This is a genomic window from Microbacterium tumbae (assembly GCF_054780175.1).
This window is the reverse complement of sequence record NZ_BAAGWV010000004.1, coordinates 56,870-75,176: the sequence shown is the minus strand read 5'-3', so window position 1 is coordinate 75,176 and position 18,307 is coordinate 56,870. Positions and strand designations below refer to the sequence as shown.

Genomic DNA, 18,307 nt, shown 5'->3' with positions numbered 1-18,307 from the left:
CCACAGGGCTGAGCGGAATCGCGTGCCGTCCAGGTCGCGAATACGGTCGCTCCATGGTTCTGAGAGCGACAGAGTTCGCGACCTGGACGGCAAGGTGCCCGTGAGAGGGACCGAATCTGCGACCTGGAGCCGCCCTGACCTAGAGCCGCCCGGCGGCCTTCAACTCGAGGTAGCGGTCGGCGATCCGAGGGGGGAGAGTCTCCGGATCGGCGGCGAGGGCCTCGCCGCCGGCCCGACGGACGGCATCCGCGACGTTCTCGGCATCCCGCAGCGTCCGCTCCGCCGCGGCGGCGAGGTAGACGTCCTCGCGCGAGTCCCGTCCACGTGCGATCTGCACGATGGAGGTGTCGGTCACCGATCCCACGAGCACCGTCGTCGCGCGCCCGGGATCGGGGAAGGCGCCGAGGAAGCCCCTGGCCGATTCCGCCGCATCCTGAGCGGTCAGCACCACGATCAGGGATGGCCGGGTCGTCAGGGACCGGATCGCGGCGAAGGCGCTCGGCCAGTCCGTGTCGACGAGGCCCGCATGCACGGGTGCCATCGCATCCGTCATCGCCGGCAGCAGGGCCGCGCCGTCCACCCCGGTGACGCGACCGCGCACCACCCGGTCGAACATCAGCAGGTGCACGTGGTCGCCGGCGCGCGCGGCGAGCGCGCCGAGCAGCAGCGCCGCCTCGAGCGCGGCGTCGAGGCGCGTGCCGTCCCCGACGCGGGCGGCGGCGGTGCGACCGGTGTCGATGAGGATCACGACGTGCCTGTCGCGCTCGGGCCGCCAGGTGCGCAGCATAGTGGTGCCCGCCCTGGCCGTCGCCCGCCAGTCGATCGAGCGCACGTCGTCGCCGCGCACGTACTCGCGCAGCGAGTCGAACTCCGTGCCCTGCCCGCGGACCTGGATGCTCGTGTTCCCGTCCAGCTCGCGCAGCCGGGCGAGCCGCGAAGGCAGATGCCTGCGGGACGTGAACGCCGGCAGCACGCGGATCGCCCCGCGCACGTCATGACGCGCCTGGCGTCCGCCCAGACCCAGGGGACCGGTGGAACGGATCATCACGAACTCGCTCACCAGCTCGCCGCGGCGTCGCGGCAGCAGGGGGATCTCGATCCGCCGGCGCTCGCTGGGCGGCACAGTCAGGCGCCGACGTTCGTCCCCGGCGCCTGCGGTGGGCTGCCAGGCGTCCCGGATGATCGCGTGCAGCGTGCGCGCGCCCGTGTTGTGCAGCGCCACGCTGACCGGAACGGGCTCGCCGAGGCGCGCGCGGCGCGGCACTCTGCGCGTCACGACGACGTCGCGAGCGGATGCCGCGAGCACGACGTCGATCACGAGGAGCAGCACGCACAGCGCAAGCCATCCGCCGATCACCGCGTACGGCTCGATCCCCGTCATCGACAGCGCGACGAGGGGGATCGCTCCCGCAGCGAGCAGGATCGGGAACCGGCCGGTGAGGAACACCTAGATCGGAACCCTGGTCTGCTGGACGACCGAGGTGAGCACGGCGTCGGCGGAGACGCCCTCCATCTCGGCATCCGGTCGCAGCTGCAGACGATGCCGCCAGACCGGGACGAGCATGGTCTGCACGTGATCGGGCGTCACGGCGGAGGAGCCGTTCAGCCAGGCCCAGGCCTTCGCGGCGGCGAGCAGCGCAGTGGAAGCGCGGGGGCTCGCGCCGAGCTGGACGGACGGCGACTGGCGGCTGGCCCTGGCCAGATCCACCACGTAGCCGAGCACGTCGTCGGTGACGTCGACGCGTGCGGCGGCCGCCTGCGCGGCGCGGATCTCCTCAGCCGTCACGACGGCCTCGACGCCCGTGAGAGCGCGGGGCGAGAACCCGCCGGCGTGCAGACGCAGCACCGACACCTCGGCGTCGCGCTCCGGCATGGACACGACGAGCTTCATCAGGAAGCGGTCCAGCTGCGCCTCGGGGAGCGAATAGGTTCCCTCGTGCTCGATCGGGTTCTGCGTCGCGGCGACGAGGAACGGATCGGGGAGCGAGCGGCTCACGCCGTCGGCGGAGATCTGCCGCTCCTCCATAGCCTCGAGAAGCGCGGCCTGCGTCTTGGGGGGAGTGCGGTTGATCTCGTCGGCGAGCAGCAGGTTCGTGAACACCGGCCCTTCGCGGAACTCGAACTCGCCTGCGCGGGCGTCGTAGACGAGCGACCCCGTGACATCGCCCGGCATGAGGTCGGGGGTGAACTGCACGCGCTTGGTGTCCAGCCCGAGCGCCCTGGAGAAGGAGCGCACGACGAGCGTCTTCGCGACGCCTGGCACCCCCTCCAGCAGCACGTGCCCGCGGGCGAGGAGCGACACGAGCAGGCCGGTGACCGTGCCCGCCTGGCCGATCACGGCCTTGTCGACCTCCTGGCGCACGCGGTGCATGGCCTGACGCAGTGCGGCATCGTCGGTCGCGGTGGGGTACGGCGTTGTCATCTGTTCCCTCCGGAGGGCATCGGGATGGCGGTGGTCATGGGGTGCTCCGTTCGCTGCGGATCGTCGCCTCGACGGCGGCCTCGAGGTCCGAGAGGCGCCGCGCCGCGTCGATCAGGGCGTCGTCGTCCTGCGGGACGGGACCGGCGAGCAGATCGACGACGGCCGGACGCGGAACCCGCAGGCGGTCGGCCGCCGCGTCGGCGACCTCGATCGGCGTCGCGCGGTCGTGCAGGCCGAGGCGACGGGCGAGACGCCGGATCGCGCCCTCGCGGATCGCATCGGCGGCGTGCGCGGCATCGGCGGTCTTCGCCGTCAGACGCGCCCTGCCGTGCATCGTCTCGGATGCCCTGACCGTCACCGGCAGGGTCTCCGCCACGAGCGGCCCGAAGCGGCGGCCCCGCCAGATGCCGGCGGCGATGAGGGCGAGCATGAGCAGGAGGATGGCGGGCGTCACCCACCCGGGCGTCAGATCTCCGAGAGAGGGCTCGCCCTGGGCCTCGAGATCGCTGTCCAGGAAGGAAGGCACATACCAGACCACATGCCCGGTCTGCCCGAGCAGGGCGAGACCGAGCGCGGCGTTGCCGTTCTCGGCGAGATAGGCGTTGTTGAGCAGGCGCGGCGCGTCGATCAGCGCGGTGCGGACGCCGTCGCGATCGGCCACGAGCAGGGCGGCGTTGCCGTCCGCGTCGGCGAAGCATCCCGTCACGCCGTCCGCCGGGGTGAAGAGCCGCTCGGGACGGATCGTGCCGACCCTCGCCAGCTCCGGCAGATCGCAGGACGCCGGAACCGCGTCGAGGGTGGAGGCCCAGGAGTCCTCGCCGAGGTCGAGGAGATCCAGCATGCGGGAACTCGCGGAGAGGATGATCACGTCGTCCGCCGGTGCGATGAGCGTCTGCACGGCCTCGTCGGAGAGCGCGTAGGGGTCGGTCATCACGAGGGTCGTGTCGTCGCGGACGGCGGCGGCCGCCTCGGTCCGCGACCGGGCGATCTGGACGTCCACCCCCTGGTCGCGCAGGATCTCCGCGAACGCGAGAGCGCCGCTGTCGCCGGCGCTCTCGGGGTCGAGGGCCCCTCGGAACGGCTCGGCGACGGCCGAGGTCATCCGCATCGCCAGCAGCGCTCCTCCGATGACCAGCGCGACGACCATGAGCCAGCCCGCCCAGCGCCGCCAGGGCCTGCGCCGCGACGCGGCGGTCGAAGGACGCTCTACCGCGACGGTCATGCCGGCACTGCTCCCGGATGCCTGGCGGACAGCCGGTCGTCCAGGGCGACGAGGCTCTGATACCCCTCGGCGGTCGCAGGGTGCTCGAGATAGCGGACGTCGTCGAAGCCGATGGCCGCCTCGCGCAGCGCCCGGCTCTCCTCGCCGAACACCGCGCCTGCCTCGCGCGCGATCGCCTGGGCGGTGGCTCCGGGCGCCGGATCGATGACGTCCCGCTCCAGCAGAGCGCGGGCGATCGCCCGGAACCGCAGGATCGTCGCCGTGCTCCAATCGCCGGACCGGGCGCTGCGCTCGGCGTCGGCCCTCAGCTGGGCTGCCGAGCGGTCGTCCCTCGCCCCGAGCAGGTCTCCGCCGCGCCTGCGCACCGCGCGGGTGGCGCGCGGGCGTCCCCAGAACAGGAGAGCGGCGATCAGCGCCGCCACGATCACCACGCACACGACGATGAGGCCGACGGGGCCGACGTTCGCGCTGCCCTCCGGGTTGAAGAGGTCGATCAGATAGCGCAGGACGTCGCGGGCGAGCAGATCGAACCAGGTCGGCTTCGCATCGTCATAGCGGGGATTGGCGAGCTCCTCCTCCGCCCAGCGCCGTGCCTCGTCCCCATCGGGGATGAAGGACTCGAGTGCGAGGATCATGCGGTCGGCGGAGCCCACGGGCTGTCGGTCGGCGGCTGTGCGGTCATCGGCGCCGGGGGTGCGGGAGGTGCGGCGGGAGCCGCGGGCGGCGCGGGAGCAGGGGCGACGGCCGTGGGCGGCGGCGCCTGGACGTATCCGGTCTGCGGGTACGCCTGCTGCGGCGGTGCGGCCGTGCCGGGCGCGGATCCGCGGGCCTGCGGCGGTACGGCGTAGCCCGGCTGCGCACCATAGGGCGGCGGTGCGCCGTATCCGGCGGGCGTCCCGTACCCGGGCTGCGTCCCGTACCCGGTCTGTCCCGGATAGGCGGGCGGGTATCCGGGTGCGGACGCCCATCCCGGCTGCGCGGCGTACTCCGGCATCTGCCGCGGCGGCGGAGCACTGGACACCGCATGTGCCGGATCCACGGCGAACGGATCCTCGGAGTCGTCGACGACCAGGCCGAGGTCGCGGCGCTCGAGATGCGCCAGCAGCGCCTGGTCCAGGCCTTCGTAGCGGAACCGGCAGTCCAGGTAGATGAACGCCGCGGCGGTGCACTGCACGATGATCGCGATGGCCTGGAGGACGAGCACGAGGATCTGGGGGACCAGGACGCCGAGGGCGATGGCGAGGATGTAGGCCGTCGGGTCGCTCGATCCGGTCGGTGCGATCACCGGGATGAGGATGCTGGACAGCAGGGAAGCGGGGATCGACACCACCTGGGCGGCCAGGCCCATGATGATGCTGGTGAGGAACATGATCCCGAACGCGACCCAGAACCGGCCGCGCGTCAGGCGCCAGGAGCGCACGAGCGCGCCGCGCAGGGCGGCGCGCTCGAAGACGAGGATGCTGGGGGTGAGCAGGAGCTTGGTGCCCAGCCATACGCTCAGCGGGATCGCGCCGAGCATGACGATCACGACGATGCCGATCCCGAGGCCGATGAAATCGCCGGAACCGCCCACGGCTCCGGCGACGAGGGCCGCGATGATGCCGAACGCGACGGCGATGAGGCCGAAGACGAACAGCACCTGCAGCATCGCGAAGCCGAACAGCCGCCAGAAGGCCGGCCTCATCTGCGCCCACAGCTGCCGCAGGGTGGCCTTCCGGCCGAGGGCGGCGTAGCGGACCTCGGCGGCGACGACGCCCTGCAGGATCGCGGTGAAGCAGATCGACAGCAGCCCGAGGGCGAATCCGACGACGGCGTTGATCGCGATCGTGCCGACCAGCAGCGGCTCGTAGTCCGGCGAGCCGAACTCGACGCGCTCCAGCCTGCTGAAGGTGACCAGCAGCACCGTGACCATGATCGCCGAGATCACCAGCACGAGCCCGAGCTGCACGAGGACGGCGAAGCCGAAGACGACCTTCGGATTGTGGCGGAGGATCGAGAAGGCGCGCCCGAGCATCGTCCCGAAGGTGAGCGGATGCAGGGGAACGACCCCGCGTCTGGGCGCGGGTGTCCACATCTGTCCGCTCACGGCGCTCCCTCCGACAGTAGCCCTTCCATCGTGTCACACCTCCGCGACGCCGTGGCAGGACGAATGGTCCGTGATTCGCGGCGTGTCGTGAAGTACGCTGAGAAAACTCGCGTCTGTCCGGTGTGTTCCCGCAGGCGCCCTGGGAAGAAAGTCGGAGCTGGACACACATGACCTCACGCATCCTCGTGGTCGACGACGACACCGCGCTCGCCGAGATGATCGGCATCGTGCTGCGCACCGAGGGTTTCGAACCGGTGTTCTGCGCCGACGGCGCGAAGGCCGTCGAGGAGTGGCGGACGCAGCGCCCCGACCTCATCCTCCTCGATCTGATGCTGCCCGGCATGGACGGCATCGAGATCTGCACCCGCATCAGGGCCGAGTCCGGCATCCCCATCATCATGCTCACCGCCCGCACCGACACCGCCGACGTCGTACGGGGTCTCGAGGTCGGCGCCGACGACTACATCGTCAAGCCGTTCAACCCGAAGGAGCTCGTCGCCCGCATCCGCACGCGGCTCCGCCCCAGCGCGCAGACCGACTCCGAGACGCTGCGGATCGGGGATCTCGTCGTCGACGTGGACGCGCACGAGGTCCGCCGAGGCGCCGCCCCCATCGCGCTCACGCCGCTGGAGTTCCAGCTGCTCGTGGCGCTGGCCTCCAAGCCTCAGCAGGTGTTCTCCAGGGAGATGCTGCTCGAGCAGGTGTGGGGCTACCACTACAAGGCGGACACCCGCCTCGTGAACGTGCACGTGCAGCGGCTGCGCGCCAAGGTCGAGCTCGACCCCGACAACCCGAGGATCGTCATGACGGTGCGCGGTGTGGGCTACCGCGCCGGGAGCGTCGGCTAGGAGCACCGGTGATCGCGACGAACGCGACGGGCACGACGGTCGCGTTCTGGCGCGACTGGCGCAGCTGGCCGCAGAACATGGCCGTGCTGTGGCGGCGTTCGCTGCGCTTCCGCACGATCGCGATCACTCTCGCGCTCACCTCGGTCGCCGTGTTCATCACCTGCGCGATCATGGCGCTCGTCATCCAGAACGACCTGTTCGGCTCGCGCAGGGACCAGGCGCTCGCCGACGCGCAGCGGGCCGTCGCCGCGGCTCAGCTCACGCTCGACTCCGCGGACGTCGGCGACGACAGGGCGGCGCTGCGCGCGCTCTGGCTGAACGTCCAGGGGGAGCTGGACCGCGTCTCCTCCTCCGACCGCATCACGGCGTTCCAGATCGACGTGCAGGCGGGCGACGTCACCGTGCCGGGGTTCCAGTCGCCCGGTCTCGCGCCTGACCTTCTCAGCGCCGCCCTGCGCACGCGCGTCACGCAGTTCGACGATCTCCAGCAGTGGCAGTCGATCGCGCTCGTCGACGGGGATGCCACGGTGCCGGGGATCGTCGTCGGCCAGCAGCTGGACGTGCCGCAGGTGGGGGAGTTCGAGGTGTACATCGCGTACAGCCTGGCCGACTCCGAGCAGACGCTGCTGTTCGTGCAGCGCACGCTGTGGCTGGCGGGCAGCGTCCTCGTCGCTCTCATCGCCGGCATCTCCTGGATCGTGCTGCGGTCGATGTCGGTGCCCATCGTCGAGGCGGCGGAGACGAGCGCCCGCCTGGCCGCCGGCGACCTGGAGGTGCGCATCCCCGTGCACGGCGAGGACGAGCTCGCGACGCTCGGCCGCTCCTTCAACGCCATGGCGGACAGCATCGAGGCGCAGATCAAGGCGCTCGGCGAGCTCTCGCTCGTGCAGCAGCGCTTCGTGTCGGACGTCTCGCACGAGCTGCGCACCCCGCTGACGACCATCCGTCTCGCGGCGGACATGCTCAACGATCAGCGGGAGGACTTCGACGCGACCACCTCCCGGACCACCGAGCTGCTGCACACGCAGGTGCAGCGTTTCGAGACGCTGCTCAACGATCTGCTCGAGATCAGCCGCTACGACGCGGGCTCGGTGCAGCTCGAGCTCGAGGCGACGAGCCTCGCACACCTGGCGGAGGACGTCATCGAGCAGATGAGCCCGCTCGCGAGGCGGCACGGAACCGAGCTGCGGCTGGTGGCGCCGGGCGGCTACTCGCCGGTCGACATGGACCCGCGGCGGGTGCGCAGGGTGCTGCGCAATCTCATCGGCAACGCGATCGAGCACGGCGAGGGCCGTCCGATCGTCATCACGGTCGACAGCAATCAGCATGCCGTCGCCGCGGGAGTGCGCGATTTCGGGCTCGGGATGAGGGGAGAGGACGCCGAGCGCGTCTTCGACCGGTTCTGGCGCGCCGATCCCTCCCGTCAGCGAACGATCGGCGGCACGGGACTCGGCCTGTCGATCGCGCTCGGCGATGCCCGTCTGCACGGCGGCACCCTCTCGGTGTGGTCCGAGCTCGCGGTCGGGTCGAACTTCGTTCTGACGATCCCGCGGCATCCCGGCCCGCTGCAGGGCCCTTCTCCCGTGCCGCTGGAGCCGCAGGAGACGCTCGCCGACATCGCGGACGCCACGCAGCCGATCCAGCTCTCGCAGGTGCGCTACGAGCTCGGCATGGAAGAGCTCGGCGGGCCAGACGACGAAGGAGGCGGTCGATGAACGCCGGACGGATGCTGCGCGTGACCTCGGCGGCGGCGCTCGCTCTCCTGCTGACGGCCTGCGCGGGGCTGCCCACCTCCGGCCCGGTGACCAACGGCCTGCCCGTCGGCGAGGCGCAGACCGACACCGAGTTCACCCAGGTCGCGACGGGGCCGGTGCGCGGCTGGTCTCCCGAGCAGATCGTCGCGGGATTCCTCGAGGCCTCCATCTCCCCGGCGGACGGGTGGAGCATCGCGCAGCAGTTCCTCAGCCCCGACCTCGCGGATTCGTGGGTGCCCGGCTCCGGGGTGACGATCGACGCGAACGTCTCCTCGCGCAGCTACCAGTCGAGCATCGAGGACGTCGAGGAGGCGGAGGAGGGCACCGTCGTCGTCGATCTCGATCAGGTGGCGAGCGTCGACAGCGGCGGCGGTTACAGCGAGGCGACGGGCTCCACGACGCTGCCGTTCTCGCTGGGGCGCAACGACGACGGCGAATGGCGCATCACGGAGGCCCCTGACGGCGTCGTCATCGATCAGGCCGCCTTCGAGCAGGTTTTCGCGTCCTATGCGCTGCAGTACTTCGATCGCAGCTGGAGCAGGCTGGTCCCCGATCTGCGCTGGTATCCGAAGACCAACGTCGCCACGCGCATCACCAGGACGATCCTCGAGAACGGACCGGCGGAGTGGCTGCTGCCGGCGGTGCAGAGCGCCTTCCCCGCCGACGTCGCGCTCGCGCGGGCCGCGGTGCCGATCGACGGCCAGGTGGCGGAGGTCGAGCTCAACGAGGCCGCGCTGAGTCTGGACACGGTGACGCTGGCGCGCATGCGGACGCAGCTGCAGGCGAGCCTGAAACCGGCGGGCATCGCCGAGGTGAGGTTCACCGTCAACGGACGGACGGTCGATGCGCAGACGGTGCCGATCGCGGGCGCCGGCGCGGAGAACAGCACGCTGGTCCTCACCGAGGACGGATTCGGCGGTCTCGTCGGCGGCGAGCTGTCGTCGGTGTCCGGCATCAGCGAGCAGATCGAGCAGATCGAGCAGCCGATCACGGCCATCGACATGGCGGAGGACCAGGAGTTCGCCGCCGTCCGGCTCTCCGCCGGTGGGGTGCTCGCCGTCACCGACGGCCGCGTCGACCCGCTCGACGAGAGAGCGGGGCTGATCCGTCCGAGTGTCGATCCGCTGGGCTACGTGTGGACCGTCCCGGCATCCGATCCGCTGTCGTTGAAGGCCTGGGCGACCGATGTCAGCGATGCCGAGGTGGAGGGCTTCGACGTGAAGGGCGCGTGGCCGGCGGCGTCGGCGATCTCCGCGCTGCGGGTCGCCGCGGACGGCACGCGGCTCGCAGCGGTCGTGACGCTCGGCGGGCACCAGAGCGTCGTGGTCGCCGCCATCGTCCGTGACGACTCCGGCAACCCCACCGGTCTCGGGCCGGTGAAGGAGCTCGCCGACGTCCGCGCCGGTGGGGTCGACCTCTCGTGGCTGGGCTCCGGTGAGCTGGCGGTCCTGATCTCCGGCGACGACAGCGTGCTCATCACGCAGCCGGTCGGCGGACCGGGGGCGACGGCGGCGGCGCCGGCGGGAGCCGAGGCGATCGCGGGAGCCGCCGAGCGGAACGGGCTGCGTCTCCTGGGGGCGGAGGGCGTGCTCTACGCACCCAGGGCATCCGTGTGGCAGGAGTACTTCTCCGGTGTCCTCGTGCTCGGCACCAGGGCGGGTCTCTGAGCCGTCCTGCACAGGAGCACAGCCCGCGAGACTCTCCACCGGCCGCGGATGCGGTGGTCCCGATGCCGGATGCTGGGACCATGGCGACGACGAGCGATCCGGCCGGGCGGGATACGCGCTCCCTCGTGCTCCGTGTGACGGAGGAGGCATTGAGCCTCCTGCTGGGAGTCTCGTGCACGGGCTGCGGCGAACCGGGCCGGATGCTGTGCGACGCGTGCCGTGCGGCGCTCTCGCCGTCGCCGACGACCCGGGTGCTCGCCGACGGCACACGCGTGACGGCCGCGCTGCGATTCGAGGGCGTCGTCGCACGCTGCGTGCGTGCGCTGAAGGAGGACGGCGCGACGATGCTGGCTCGTCCCCTGGCGGATGCGCTGAGCGTTCTCGTGCCGCCGGACATGCCGCTGGTGCCGGTGCCGACGACGAGAGCGGCGTTCCGCCGACGCGGCTACCGTGTGCCGGATCTGCTCATCCGCGCGGCGGGGCGCAGAGCGGAACGGCTGCTGTCGCCCGCGGGCAGGACATCCGATCAGCGCGGGCTCGGTCGCGGCGATCGCGCCAGGAACGTGCGGGGCAGCCTGCGCGCGACACGCCGGGGAGACGGTTCGGAGGTGATCGTCTTCGACGACGTCGTGACCACCGGAGCGACCCTCTCCGAAGCCTCCGCGGTGCTCGGGCGCGCCGGATTCCGGGTGATCGGAGCGGTCGCCCTCGCAGCGACCCCCCGTCATCGGGACCTCTCGGCGGACACATCGGGAAAGCAGGGTGACATCCGGGTGAACGCGGACTACGGTTAGGGGTCACAAGGCGACCACGGTCCGCCCCCACCGGATCGGACCGGGACAAGGAGGCAGGAATGGAAACGAGCATCGTCGGCGTGGGAGTGAGCATCAGCGATCGCTTCCGAGACGTTGTCGAAGAGAAGATCGCCCGGATCTCCGCGTTCGCCGCCCGGGCGCAGCGCCTCGACGTCAAGGTCACGCATCGGGCCTATCGAGGCGGCAGAGTCCCCGACGAGACGGTGGAGCTCACCCTCGTCAGCAAGGGACCGGTCGTGCGTGCCGAGGCCACGGACGGCGACAAGTTCGTCGCCCTCGACCTCGCCCTCGACAAGCTCGGCGAGCAGCTGCGCCGTGCCAAGGAGAAGCGTGTCGACGGGCGTCAGCATCCGCGCGGCCCGCACTTCGAGAAGGGCAGCGGGGCGCTCACCGGCATCGACGTCGAGCCGGCGTCCGCAGACGTGCTGCATGCCGTCGCCACCGGCTCGGTGCCGATCCAGAACGACGAGGAGGAGACCTACTCCCCGGTCGTCATCCGCACGAAGAACTTCGACGCGGAGTGGATGACGGTCGAGGAGGCGGTCGATCGCATGGAGCTGGTCGGACACGACTTCTTCCTGTTCGTCGACGTCCGCACCGACCACCCGAGCGTCGTCTACCGTCGCAAGGGCTGGGACTACGGCGTCATCTCCCTGACCACCCAGGCGCCGCCCCAGGAGGCGCTGGCGTCCTGAGCGCCGCCGGCGGCATCCTCGCGGCCGTCAGTCGAAGATGCCGTCGAGGATGCTGCCGATGACGAGGCCGCCGAGGATACCGGAGGCGAGATCGCCCCCGCCGCCGCCCCGGCGTCCGCCGCCGCCCCATCCGCCGCCGCCCCAGTCGTCGTAGGGCTGCTGCGGGGGACGCGCGGAGTCGATGTCGCGCTGGGCGAGCTGGAGCGCCTCGGCGGCGAGCTGCGCGACGCGCCGAGCGCCGGTCAGCGCCTCCTCGCGGGTGTCCTCCGCGGCGATCCGCTCCGGGACGTCGATCCGCAGGCGCTCGGCCTCGGCGAGCCGCGTGCGCGCGTCGGCGCCGATCCAGCCGCGATGGCCCGCGATGAGACTGCGTGCGACGCCGAGCTGACGGTCGGCGTCGTCCAGCGCGTGCTGCACCTGCGCGACGCTGGGGAGAGGGTGCTCGGCGCGGTGGCGGGCCTTCGCGATCACCTCGTCGAGGGCGCTGTTGGCGGTGCGCAGCCGGGAGAGCTCGGCGAAGGGGTCGTTCCGGGCGCCGGCGGGGCTGAGGGATCCGAGAGCGGATTCGAGCTCGGCGACGGCATCCGCGACCGCGGGCACCTGGGGGGCGGTCCTGGCCGCGATCACGTCTCCTCGGGAGTCGGCGATCACCTCGGCCAGCGTCGACTCGGCGCGCAGCGCCTCGATCTCGAAATCCTCCACGGCGTCGAGGACGACGCCCGCGCGACGGATCGCCTCGGTCGCCGCCTCCAGCGCGAGGTTCGCCTCTTCGTTCTTCCGCGCGGCGCGGCGGCGCTCGGACACGTCTGCACCGTGGGTGGCGAAGGCGACGAGCTGGGCCGCCTCGTCGTCGGACGCGGCGATCTGGTGCACCGCGGAGTCCGCGTAGCGGGAGGACAGCCGCTCGATCGTGGCCCTGGCCTGCGGGATGCGGGCCGTGAGGGCGTCGGCGTCCCTGCGCAGCTGGGCGATGATCTGCGGTGCCTGGCGGACGCGGGCGACCTGTGCGGCGAGCGCGGTGGTCTTCTCCTCGAGCAGGTCCTCCGCCCATTCGCACAGCTGCACGATGCGGGCGTTGCGGGTGCGCAGCTCCTCTTCCGTGTCGGGGATCTCGTCGTGGTTCAGCTGATGGAGCTGGAACGCCTCGCGCAGGTGAGTGCGGACGGCATCCAGCGCGGCGGCGAGGTCCTTGGTCAGCGAGGCGCCCAGCTCGGCCTCGGCGAACACCAGCTCGTCGGCGGCGGTCCGGATGCGCTCGTCCGCGGCGACCAGCGCCTGTTCCGCTCTCCGGGCAAGGTCGGCGTCCTGCGCCGCCTTGGCCTCCTGCTCTCGCCTGCGCCTGCCCCAAAATCCAGCCATGAGCCGATCCTACTTTCCGGATCCCCTGCGGTGGCTGTGCATCCGCCCGGGGCGAACGGCATCGCTCATGCGGATGCGACCCGCGCGGCACGGGAATCCAGCAGCGCGAGGAGCCCGCGGACATGGGCGTCGGCGCCGCGCTCGAGCGCATACGCCGACGCGGCGCTCCGTGCCACGGCGAGCAGCTCGCGGTCCTCCCACGCCCGCTGGAGCGCCGACGCGAGGCCGGCGGCGTCCGGGGAGGGCGCCTGGATCGCCGCGGCGCCGAACTCCCGTGCGAGGGCGGGATCGCTCACGATGACCGGCCGGCCCCGGCGGAACGCCTCCAGAGCGATCATCGGCTGGTTGTCGAATCCGAGGGATGTGAGGACCACGGCGTCCGAGCCGGCGATCAGCTCGTCGATCCTCCGCGCGTCCACCTTGGCATGGAAGGTGACGTCATGGGCCGGACGATGCCAGCCCCCGGCGACGTGGAGATGGACGCGTCCTGGGCCGATCCTGTCGCGCAGCATCCGCATCGCCTCCAGCGCGACGCCGAGCCGCTTCTCCGGGGCGAAGCGCGCGGCCCACAGCACGGTCAGCACTCCCGGGGACCCTGGCGCCGTCTCGACGACGGGCTCCACCACGTTCGACAGCACCTCGACGCGTGCGACGCCCGCGGTGCGCAGGGCCTCGGCCTGATGCCTCGACGGAGAGACCACGGCATCGGCCTCCATCGCGACGCGGAGGGTCATGCTGCGCAGGGCGTCCTGCATCGCGGTGGTTCCGCGGCAGCGGTGATCGCGAGGCAGTCCGGTCGTCGCCGTGTGGAACGCGGTCACCAGCGGCGCGAGCGGGGAGAGGGCCGCCGAGGCGCGCCAGAAGAACGTGTGCACGATGTGCAGCGTGCGGATGCCGGACTCCCGGGCCGCCCTGAGGGCCGCGGCGGCGAGTGCGAGCTCGGAATGGAGGACCACTCCGGTGACGTCGTGCTCGCGGATCGCCGCGGCGGCGATCGCCGTCAGGGAATCCGCGGGGCCCAGCACGGGCAGGCCGACGACCGGCAGCGTGAAGCGCACGGGCGGCGAGACGATCGTCACGCGAGGATCCCAGCCGAGAGGCGTCCCCGGTGCGAGCACGACGCACCGGAGGCCGGCATCCAGGAGCGCCTCCGCCTGTCGGCGCATCGCGGTCTGCGCCCCGCCCATGTAGGCGAGCGAGTAGTCGCTGACCAGCAGGATCGTCCTCGTGCCGTCCCTCATGCGATCACCGTGCGACGGGTGAGGTCAGGGCGGCGCGACGGCACGAGCCAGGACACGACGGCGATGATCAGCGGCAGGCCGACCGCGAGGATCGCCAGCCACGGCCACGGGGTGTCGCTCATCCTCAGCTCCCAGCCGTCGCCGGTCCGGGACTGCATGACGATGCCCCACACCGGGATGATCCCGGCCACCGTCCCCGTCACGGAGCCGATCCCGACGATGACGATCGCCTGCCACAGCGCGATGCGGCGCCGGATGCCTCCGCTCGCGCCGACCGCGGCGAGGGTCGCGTCGTCCGGTCGGCGCTCCACGCGGGCGAGTCCTAGGGCGACGCCGCCGGCGCCCAGCACGAGCGCGGCCGCCGCGGCGAGGACGAGCCAGAGCCAGGACTCGACGGAGGGCGGTCCGTTCTCGGGGTAGTAGGTGAAGCCGCTGGAGGCGTCCCAGGGCTGCCCCGCCGCCAGGGCCAGCCGGTCCAGCGCCTGCGAGGAGGGCGGCACGGAGTACGAGCCGATCGCGGATCCCACGACCGTCTCGTAGCCGAAGCGATCCGCCGCCTCGGGCGAGAGCACCACTCCCCACGGAAGGCGCTGCGGAGGGGTGACGACCTCCGCCGGGACGCGGAGGGTGTCCAGCGGCTCTGGCGGAGCCTTCGACGGCCACCAGTCCTCGTAGAAGGAGTCCGCCTCCGCCCGATCCCAGCGATGCAGGAGGATCGCTCCGTCCTCGAGGTACGAGGGGTCCAGCACCACGGCGCCGCCGCGGGCGAAGGCCTCGTGCTGGGCGTCCCCGATCCGGACGCCCAGCACGATGTCGAGGTCCTCCGGGGCGACGACATACGGCGAGCCGTTCCCGAACAGCGCCGTGGCGCGATCCATGCACGGCCCCTGGTCGATGTCGTCGCAGTCCACGTAGTCCATGATCTCGGCCGTCACCCGTTCGCTCGGGGCGTCCGAGTCCGCGGTGTAGTATCCGACCTCCTGCCGGACGAAGCCGATCGCGTCCGGCTCGGTCTGCTCCAGGGCATCGGTCGCCATCCGCACCGTCTCGGGATCGTCCTCACCCCAGATGGTGACCACCACAGAGCCGAGCGGCGCCTGATACCACCAGCTCCGTGCGGTCTGAGCGGTGAAGACGCCCATCGTCGTCATCGTGAAGGAGGCGATGAACACGCAGGCGGCGATCGCGGCGAAGGCGGGCACGATGCGCGCGGGGTTGGCGGCGGCGTCCCTGGCCGCGATGCGCGGGGCGAGCCCCAGCCGGGACGCGCCGCGGGCGATGAGGGAGAGCAGCCAGTGTCCCGCGACGATGGCTCCGATCTGGAACAGGAGAGGGCCAGCGACGATCCCGGCCAGGCAGACGTTGCGCAGCGGATCGCCGTAGTCGATCGTGTCTGCAGCGTTCAGCGCGGCGAGGCCCAGACCGCCGGCCACCGTCGCGCCGATCCCGACGAGGCCGATCAGCGTTCCCCAGAACGGCCGGTCGGTGCGGACGCGCGGAGGCGTGCGCGTGCCGCGCAGGGAGGCCAGCACGTCGCCCCGCGTCGCCGCACGCGCCGGGACCAGGGCGGATGCCGTGCCCACGGCGGTTGCGAACAGGACGATCCCGACGATCGCCCACCATGGCGTGTGGAAGCCCCAGAAGCTCGACACCGCGCCGTCGTCGAGGAGGACGAGCGCCGGGTAGGCGATGGCCGTCCCGACGGCGGCGCCGAGAACTCCGCCGATCAGTCCGAGCACCGTGCCCTGCAGCAGCACGACGCGGAAGACTGATCCGCGATCCGCTCCGACGCTCGCGGCGACGGCGAGGGAGCGCTGCTGGCGTCGTGCGCTGACCGCGAAGCCGGCGCCTGCGAGCAGGATGACGAGATACGCCGTGAATCCGCCGACGATCGCCGCGACGCCCGCGATGCTCCATGCGGTCGCCGGGTCGGTGTAGCTCGGAGCGCCGGACGCGGCGACCAGATCCCGCGCATAGGCGATGACGCCCGCCCGGTTCAGCGCGGGGAGGTCGTCGGCCGACGGCTGCCAGTCCGGTGCGAACCACAGCTGTTCGGATCCGGTGGACGCGACGTCGTCGGGCACGGCGGACGAGCTCAGGAAGACGGTCTGCTCGTCGTCGCGACGGACGGCCTCCTTCATCACTCCCACGATCGTGAGCGTCGCCGCGGGGTCGATGAGCGTCACCGAGTCGCCGACGCGTGCGTCCAGGCGCGCGAGCGCACCGGGGGAGAGCGCCGCCTCCGAGTCCTTCTGCGGACGGCGTCCGTCGAGGAGCTCGTAGCGGCCGTCGAGGCGGGGATCCGCGGCGTCCCCGACGACGGCCGAGAGCCGTCCTGCCCCGTCGGGCGTCCGCGCCATGACCTCGCCGCGGGAGACCTCCAGCAGCTCGCGGTCCGGCACGAGGCCGTCGAGATCGTCCGGCGGCGTCAGCTCCGGGTGCACCGGGGCGCCGTCCTCGTCGCGCTCGACGTCATACCAGTAGGGATCGTCCGGAGCCTGACCGCGGGTCGGATCCTCGCCGCCGACGATCATGAACCAGGCCGCCGTCCCCCCGAGCTCCGCGGTGATGGTCTGCTCGGGCGCGGGCATGCGGCTCGCGAGGAACGTCGCGGCTCCGGACACCAGCACCATCGGCAGCGCCACCAGCACGATCACCAGCAGGCTGGTCGGCCAGGCCCTGCGCGCCTGCCTGGCGGCGAGGCGCAGCTCCACCCGTCTCCTGGCCCACCTCCCGCGGCGACCGCGCGCGCTCGCCGCGGCGCGCGGATGATCGTCGTGCGCCTGCTCAGGGCGTTCGAGGAGGGTGCTCATCGCCGCTGCCCGCCCGTCGCCGGGCCCGGCCCGCCGGCGAGCAGCGTCTCCGCCTCGTCCCGTCGCGACTCGTCGACCACCCGCCCGTCGCGGAGGAACACGATGCGGTCGGCCCAGGCGGCGTGCCGCGCCTCGTGCGTGACGAGGATCGCCGCGGCTCCCGCATCCACCCTCGCGCGGAGCATCCGCAGCACGCTCTCCCCGGTCGTCGAGTCCAGGGCGCCGGTCGGTTCGTCGGCGAGGATCAGCGACCGTCCGCCGACGACCGCCCGCGCGATGGCGACGCGCTGCTGCTGTCCGCCGGACAGGTCGTCGGGGTAGGAGTCCAGCCGATCGCCGAGGGAGACCGATTCCAGCGCCTCACGGCCGGCGCGACGCGCGACGCGCTGCCGGAAGCCGTCCAGCTCCAGCGGCAGGGTGACGTTCTCGAGAGCGGTGAGGGTGGGGATGAGGTTGAAGTCCTGGAAGACGAAGCCCATCGACCGGCGCCGCATGCGTGCCATCTCCGCGGGCCGCAGGCCGCCCAGGCGCCGCCCTTCGACGTACACGCCGCCGGCGGCGGGCGTCTGCAGCCCGCCGGCGATCGACAGCAGAGTCGACTTTCCGGAGCCGGATGGACCCATGATCGCGACGAGCTCGCGGCGCCGCACGCTCAGATGCACGTCCTGCAGCGCCCGCACGAGCAGATCACCCTCGCCGTACTCCTGCGTGACGCCGTCGAGGCGGAGAATCTCCTCGCTCACGCCCCGACCGTGCTCTCCTGCGTCGCCTCCGCCTCCGCCTTCGCCGGTCGTCCCCGCTTCGGGCGGTCCGTCGCGAGCTCCAGCGCCATGGCGTGCCGCGGATGCATCGCCAGGCGCTGCTCCGTGTGATCGAGCCATCGGATCTCGGCCTCGGCGGAGAAGATCATCGAGTCGATCACGAGGGACCAGGCGAGCTCCTCGGGGCCTCCGCCGTCCCCGCCGGCGTACTTGGCCCTGTTGAGGTTCTGCAGCTGGCGCAGAGAGGCCGTGCGCTGGGTCTGGATGACGGCCGCGACATCGACGCCGGGCAGGGTAGCGGCGACGGCCAGCTTGATCGCCAGCTCGTCGCGCGTCGCCTGGCCGCGCAGCACGGGGGAGGAGAGCCAGGAGGCCACCTCTGCGGAGCCCGCCTCAGTGATCTCCCAGTAGACGTGCCCCTGTTCGTCCGCCTCGCCGCGTTCCACCAGGCCGTCGCGCTCGAGCCGCTCGAGGGTGTTGTAGATCTGTCCGACGTTCAAGGGCCAGGTGGAGCCGGTACGCCGATCGAACTCGGCGCGCAGCTGGTACCCGTAGCAGGGTCCCTGATCGAGGATCGCGAGCAGGCTCTGGCGAACGGACATGCGGACTCCTTCGGGCGAGGAA

General features: G+C 72.0%; 15 protein-coding genes. 5 read left to right on the top strand and 10 right to left on the bottom strand.

Going from position 1 to position 18,307, the window contains the following annotated elements:
• Nucleotides 1–139: 139 nt before the first annotated feature.
• Genes ACYVGQ_RS15345 through ACYVGQ_RS15325 form a run of 5 tightly spaced genes read right to left on the bottom strand, consistent with a single transcriptional unit; the run spans nucleotide 140 to nucleotide 5,730 of the window.
• Entirely contained in the window at nucleotides 140–1,447 is a 1,308-nt protein-coding gene (locus tag ACYVGQ_RS15345) for a DUF58 domain-containing protein (RefSeq protein ID WP_460785541.1), read from the bottom strand.
• The gene (locus ACYVGQ_RS15340) at nucleotides 1,448–2,422 is read right to left on the bottom strand and encodes an AAA family ATPase (protein ID WP_460785540.1); all 975 of its coding nucleotides are present in this window, start codon (nucleotides 2,420–2,422) and stop codon (nucleotides 1,448–1,450) included.
• Nucleotides 2,423–2,456: 34 nt separating this feature from the next.
• Complete coding sequence (locus ACYVGQ_RS15335) at nucleotides 2,457–3,644, bottom strand: DUF4350 domain-containing protein (RefSeq protein ID WP_460785539.1); 1,188 nt, start codon at nucleotides 3,642–3,644, stop codon at nucleotides 2,457–2,459.
• Complete coding sequence (locus ACYVGQ_RS15330) at nucleotides 3,641–4,279, bottom strand: DUF4129 domain-containing protein (RefSeq protein WP_460785538.1); 639 nt, start codon at nucleotides 4,277–4,279, stop codon at nucleotides 3,641–3,643. The genes ACYVGQ_RS15335 and ACYVGQ_RS15330 overlap by 4 nt, the downstream gene beginning before the upstream one ends.
• Nucleotides 4,276–5,730, bottom strand: a complete 1,455-nt coding sequence (locus ACYVGQ_RS15325; RefSeq protein ID WP_460785537.1) for a glycerophosphoryl diester phosphodiesterase membrane domain-containing protein — start codon at nucleotides 5,728–5,730, stop codon at nucleotides 4,276–4,278. Before ACYVGQ_RS15325 ends, ACYVGQ_RS15330 begins: the two co-directional genes overlap by 4 nt.
• Nucleotides 5,731–5,897: 167 nt before the next feature.
• Here ACYVGQ_RS15325 and mtrA point away from each other — a divergent pair, with 167 nt between their 5' ends.
• From mtrA to hpf, 5 genes are all read left to right on the top strand, one after another.
• Nucleotides 5,898–6,578, top strand: a complete 681-nt coding sequence (gene mtrA / locus ACYVGQ_RS15320; protein ID WP_460785535.1) for an MtrAB system response regulator MtrA — start codon at nucleotides 5,898–5,900, stop codon at nucleotides 6,576–6,578.
• Between the two features lie 8 nt (nucleotides 6,579–6,586).
• Complete coding sequence (mtrB, locus tag ACYVGQ_RS15315; protein WP_460785534.1) at nucleotides 6,587–8,293, top strand: MtrAB system histidine kinase MtrB; 1,707 nt, start codon at nucleotides 6,587–6,589, stop codon at nucleotides 8,291–8,293.
• Nucleotides 8,290–9,999: an LpqB family beta-propeller domain-containing protein gene (locus tag ACYVGQ_RS15310; protein ID WP_460785533.1), complete on the top strand. Its 1,710-nt coding sequence runs from the start codon at nucleotides 8,290–8,292 to the stop codon at nucleotides 9,997–9,999. The genes mtrB and ACYVGQ_RS15310 overlap by 4 nt, the downstream gene beginning before the upstream one ends.
• Nucleotides 10,000–10,079: 80 nt before the next feature.
• Nucleotides 10,080–10,793 (top strand): ComF family protein, encoded by a 714-nt coding sequence (locus tag ACYVGQ_RS15305; RefSeq protein ID WP_460785532.1) that lies wholly within the window; start codon nucleotides 10,080–10,082, stop codon nucleotides 10,791–10,793.
• A 59-nt stretch (nucleotides 10,794–10,852) separates the two neighbouring features.
• Nucleotides 10,853–11,509 carry a ribosome hibernation-promoting factor, HPF/YfiA family gene (gene hpf, locus ACYVGQ_RS15300; RefSeq protein WP_460785531.1) on the top strand — a complete coding sequence of 219 codons (657 nt, stop codon included), beginning with the start codon at nucleotides 10,853–10,855 and terminating at the stop codon, nucleotides 11,507–11,509.
• 27 nt (nucleotides 11,510–11,536) lie between these two features.
• On the opposite strand, the gene ACYVGQ_RS15295 is transcribed toward hpf, so the two are convergent.
• From ACYVGQ_RS15295 to ACYVGQ_RS15275, 5 genes are all read right to left on the bottom strand, one after another.
• Complete coding sequence (locus ACYVGQ_RS15295; protein ID WP_460785530.1) at nucleotides 11,537–12,868, bottom strand: coiled-coil domain-containing protein; 1,332 nt, start codon at nucleotides 12,866–12,868, stop codon at nucleotides 11,537–11,539.
• 65 nt (nucleotides 12,869–12,933) lie between these two features.
• Nucleotides 12,934–14,109, bottom strand: a complete 1,176-nt coding sequence (locus ACYVGQ_RS15290; RefSeq protein WP_460785529.1) for a glycosyltransferase family 4 protein — start codon at nucleotides 14,107–14,109, stop codon at nucleotides 12,934–12,936.
• A complete protein-coding gene (locus ACYVGQ_RS15285) occupies nucleotides 14,106–16,922 on the bottom strand; it encodes an ABC transporter permease (protein WP_460785528.1) in 2,817 nt (938 codons plus the stop codon). The genes ACYVGQ_RS15290 and ACYVGQ_RS15285 overlap by 4 nt, the downstream gene beginning before the upstream one ends.
• Nucleotides 16,919–17,665, bottom strand: a complete 747-nt coding sequence (locus tag ACYVGQ_RS15280; RefSeq protein ID WP_460785527.1) for an ABC transporter ATP-binding protein — start codon at nucleotides 17,663–17,665, stop codon at nucleotides 16,919–16,921. Before ACYVGQ_RS15280 ends, ACYVGQ_RS15285 begins: the two co-directional genes overlap by 4 nt.
• Nucleotides 17,662–18,285, bottom strand: a complete 624-nt coding sequence (locus ACYVGQ_RS15275; protein WP_460785526.1) for a PadR family transcriptional regulator — start codon at nucleotides 18,283–18,285, stop codon at nucleotides 17,662–17,664. Before ACYVGQ_RS15275 ends, ACYVGQ_RS15280 begins: the two co-directional genes overlap by 4 nt.
• Between the last annotated feature and the right edge of the window lie 22 nt (nucleotides 18,286–18,307).

Excerpts from the sequence above, each read along its gene's own strand:
- ACYVGQ_RS15340 (WP_460785540.1), bottom strand. The coding sequence starts at position 2,422 with ATGACAACGCCGTACCCCACCGCGACCGACGATGCCGCACTGCGTCAG.
- ACYVGQ_RS15335 (WP_460785539.1), bottom strand. The coding sequence starts at position 3,644 with ATGACCGTCGCGGTAGAGCGTCCTTCGACCGCCGCGTCGCGGCGCAGG.
- ACYVGQ_RS15330 (WP_460785538.1), bottom strand. The coding sequence starts at position 4,279 with ATGATCCTCGCACTCGAGTCCTTCATCCCCGATGGGGACGAGGCACGG.
- mtrA (WP_460785535.1), top strand. The coding sequence starts at position 5,898 with ATGACCTCACGCATCCTCGTGGTCGACGACGACACCGCGCTCGCCGAG.
- ACYVGQ_RS15310 (WP_460785533.1), top strand. The coding sequence starts at position 8,290 with ATGAACGCCGGACGGATGCTGCGCGTGACCTCGGCGGCGGCGCTCGCT.
- ACYVGQ_RS15305 (WP_460785532.1), top strand. The coding sequence starts at position 10,080 with ATGGCGACGACGAGCGATCCGGCCGGGCGGGATACGCGCTCCCTCGTG.
- hpf (WP_460785531.1), top strand. The coding sequence starts at position 10,853 with ATGGAAACGAGCATCGTCGGCGTGGGAGTGAGCATCAGCGATCGCTTC.
- ACYVGQ_RS15295 (WP_460785530.1), bottom strand. The coding sequence starts at position 12,868 with ATGGCTGGATTTTGGGGCAGGCGCAGGCGAGAGCAGGAGGCCAAGGCG.
- ACYVGQ_RS15290 (WP_460785529.1), bottom strand. The coding sequence starts at position 14,109 with ATGAGGGACGGCACGAGGACGATCCTGCTGGTCAGCGACTACTCGCTC.
- ACYVGQ_RS15285 (WP_460785528.1), bottom strand. The coding sequence starts at position 16,922 with ATGAGCACCCTCCTCGAACGCCCTGAGCAGGCGCACGACGATCATCCG.
- ACYVGQ_RS15275 (WP_460785526.1), bottom strand. The coding sequence starts at position 18,285 with ATGTCCGTTCGCCAGAGCCTGCTCGCGATCCTCGATCAGGGACCCTGC.